This is a genomic window from Paraburkholderia sp. BR14312 (assembly GCF_040948675.1).
GTDB classification, from domain to species: Bacteria; Pseudomonadota; Gammaproteobacteria; order Burkholderiales; family Burkholderiaceae; genus Paraburkholderia; species Paraburkholderia nodosa_A.
In genome coordinates this window covers 1-3,352 of the sequence record NZ_JBFPKI010000044.1, presented here as the reverse complement: position 1 = coordinate 3,352, position 3,352 = coordinate 1, and the positions used below count along the sequence as shown (strand labels likewise).

3 protein-coding genes are annotated in these 3,352 nt (G+C 61.2%); 1 reads left to right on the top strand and 2 read right to left on the bottom strand.

Going from position 1 to position 3,352, the window contains the following annotated elements; genetic code table 11:
* A partial coding sequence (locus AB3X98_RS41845; RefSeq protein WP_368607159.1) for an MFS transporter occupies nt 1-834 on the bottom strand: 834 nt, incomplete at its 3' end.
* A gap of 48 nt (nt 835-882) precedes the next feature.
* Nucleotides 883-2,295, bottom strand: a complete 1,413-nt coding sequence (locus AB3X98_RS41840; protein ID WP_368607160.1) for a M20 family metallopeptidase — start codon at nt 2,293-2,295, stop codon at nt 883-885.
* Nucleotides 2,296-2,408: 113 nt separating this feature from the next.
* Between AB3X98_RS41840 and AB3X98_RS41835 the strand changes: the two genes are divergently transcribed.
* Nucleotides 2,409-3,338: a LysR family transcriptional regulator gene (locus AB3X98_RS41835; RefSeq protein ID WP_368607161.1), complete on the top strand. Its 930-nt coding sequence runs from the start codon at nt 2,409-2,411 to the stop codon at nt 3,336-3,338.
* Nucleotides 3,339-3,352 lie beyond the last annotated feature (14 nt).

Sequence of the window (3,352 nt, the reverse complement as noted above, 5' to 3'; positions counted from 1 at the left end):
AAAACCCGTCGACGCTGGCAGATGCAACTGCTTCACGGCATACGTCGGCATAAAGAGAATCATCAGATAACTGGCCGCCGTGGACACCGCCATGATGCCTGCCGCAAGCAGGACGCGCCCCTTGTGACTCACGAGCAGATCTCGAATGGGCGCTGCATGTTTCGCCGCTGAAGGCTGCAGCGTGTCGTCAATGTGACGGCGAATATAGAGACCGACGGGCGCTACCAAAAGGCCGAAAGCAAATGGAACGCGCCATCCCCACGCTTCGATCTGATCCGTCGAAAGCTGGCTGCTGAGTGCGAGGCCCGCGAACGAAGCAAGCACTGTGGCCATACCCTGGCTCGAAAACTGCCAACTTCCAAGGAAAGACTTTCGTGTGGACTTCTGTTCGATCATCAGCGCGGTGCCGCTGCCGAACTCGCCGCCTGTCGAAAAGGAGATCAGCACGCGCGCCAGCATGAGGCCAATGGGCGCGCCCAGGCCGATGCTTGCGTAGGTCGGAATCAGCGCACAGATCAGCGTGCCGAGCGTGGTGAGCCAAAGCGATGCGAGCAGTCCCGCCTTGCGGCCGTGCCGGTCCGCATAGCGTCCGAGAACCAGCGCGCCGAGCGGACGGAAAATATACGAAAGCCCGAACGTGCCGAAGGTCAGCAGCAGCGACACCGTTTCGTCATGCGCGGGGAAAAAGAGCTTCGACAGCGTGACGGCGAAGAAGCCATACGCTGCGAAGTCAAACCATTCGAGCGCGTTGCCGACGCTGCTCGCGACGATAAGGCGCTTCAGTGGCCGGTTGTCCTGGCGCACAGCACGTCCTTCAGTAGCAACAGATTGCATGATCTTGAGACCCGGAAGAAAGACTGCTTGAGAGTGGGACTACTGCCATTAGCGCTTCGTCGAAGCCCGGAGCGTCTCGCGAACCGTGTGCCCCGATTCCCCCATATCCCAGAACAGGCCGGCCATGATTTGCAGCGACTCGTGCGCAACACTCCCCAGCAGATGTTCATCGGGAGCGTGCTGGCGGCAGTTCGGATAAGAGTGCGGGATCCAGACGGTCGCGAGACCCAGCGTCGTCGCGAAGCACTCGTTAGGGATCGTGCCGCCGAGATTCGGCAGGATCGTCACCGGCTTGCCAGAGGTTGCTGCAATCGAGGCTTCCACCCACTTCGACCACGGATGATCAGGATCGAGCCGCGTCGCGCTGCCCGACGCTTCGATCGTCACATCGACGTTCTCGAAACCTTCGCGGCGCAAATGCGCGATCAGCAATTCGCGCGCGTTCAACCAATCCGTGCCGACCACGAAGCGCAACTGGCACACCGCTTCCGCGCTGCCCGGAATCGCGCTGACTGGCCGGCCGACGTTGCCTGCCTGCATCGCCAGCACTTCCAGCGTGTTCCATGCGTACACCCGCTCCGCATCACTAAGACCGGGTTCGCCCCACCCCTGTGACAACGGCGGATCGCCTTCGTCGGCACCCACTTCGAGACTCGCGACGAGCTCGCGCACGCGCGGCGGAATCGGCGGCGGCAACAGGCCGTTGACGCGAATCCGGCCACTGCCGTCAACAAGGCTGGCAAGCGCATTCGCCAGCACGGTCGCGGGATTGGCCAGCACGCCGCCCCAGTTGCCCGAGTGACGCGCGCCAAATGCATTCGACACGCGCAGCCGGAAATGCAATGCGCCTCGCGACCCAAGAAACATCGTCGGTGCAGCAGCGCGTTGTCGCGGTCCGTCGGAGGCGATGAGCAGATCGGCAGCCAGCCGGTCCGCATACCGCGCGCATACCGCGTCGAGTCCCGGCGACCCGACTTCTTCCCCCATTTCGATGATCACCTTCGCGTTGAAGCCAAGCCTGCCGCGCGTGGCAAGTACCGACGCAAGAGCCGCCAGATTGATCGAATGTTGCCCCTTGTTGTCTGCCGTGCCGCGGCCGTACCAGCTGTCCCCGTCTGTGCACAGCTCCCACGGGGAACGCGCGTCTGTCCAGTTGGCTGCGTCGCCGTTGACTACGTCGCCGTGACCGTAGATCAGCACCGTGGGCAGTCCGACCGCTTCCACGCGCTCGCCGATCAGCATCGGCGGCATGCCTGCTTCAGGGTTTTCCACGATGTCGCACGTGAATCCCATAGCGCCTAGCGCGGGAGCGATCTCATCGGACAAATAGCCAGTCAGCGCAGCCTGTGCATCCGGGTTCTGGCTCTCCGTGCGAAGGCCGACGCGACGGCGCAATACCGCTTGGAACGCTCCGCTTTCGAAGTGACGGGAGACGTGCGAGATGGCTTCTGAGCGGCTCATGTTCTGGAATCAAAGAATCGATGTCCCCAGAGTACCCGGGTAAACAATCTTTTGTATTCGCAATCAATCAACGTATATTTGCGGAAATCGCAACCCTGTAGGCCAGGTCCGAAATGCGCAACCTGCTGGATTCGTCGCTGTATTACTTCTCGGTCGTAGCACAGAGTGGATCGCTGACGGCTGCCACCGAAAAGCTCGGCGCAACTGTATCAGCGTTGAGCCGCCATATCGCGAAGCTCGAAGGCGACGTCGGCGCGCCGCTTTTTGAACGACACGCGCGTGGCATGGTGCTGTCTGACGCTGGCCGAATGCTGTTGCGCTATGCGCAAAATAGCCTCACGGATGCCGAGGCCGTGATGAGCGCGATTCAAGGCGACCAGAGGCGGCGACAGCGCAAGATCAAGATTGCATGCACCGAAGGCTTTGCCCTCGATTTCCTGCCGAACTCGCTCGCAGCGTTCTACAAGCTGTACCCAGAGGTCGTAGTCGTGATCGAGGTCACGTCGTCTGATAACGCAAGCCGCATGCTGGTCGATGGGGATGCGTCGATCGCGCTTTCGTTCAGCCTGAAGCCCGAACCGGACGTGGTTGCTCGTCTTACGCTTCCCGCGCCCGTCATGGCGCTGATGTCGAGAGACCACCCGCTTGCGGGTCAAAAATCGCTTACATTGCCAGAACTCCACCTCTACCCGGTTTTGTTGCAGGACACCGGTACGACGGTTCGCCAGCTGTTCGACATTGCCTGCAATGTCGAAGGGTTCGAGGTGGTGACGCCGATCACGAGCCGGTACGTCGCATCACTGTACCGGTTTACACAGGTGATTCCGAACGCCATCATGCTGACGGGTTTCGTCTCGGTCGCAAACCGCATGGATTCCGACGGCCTGGTCGCAATCCCGTTCGCCAATGCACTGCTGCAACAGCGTCGCCTGCAGGTCAAGACGTCATCGACGCGCCCATTGACCGGGCTCGCCACCCTCTGTCTCGATCATCTGATCGCAGACCTGCAGCGGACAAACGATCGGCATCCCCCCTCGGCATAGCAAAGCTTTGCGAA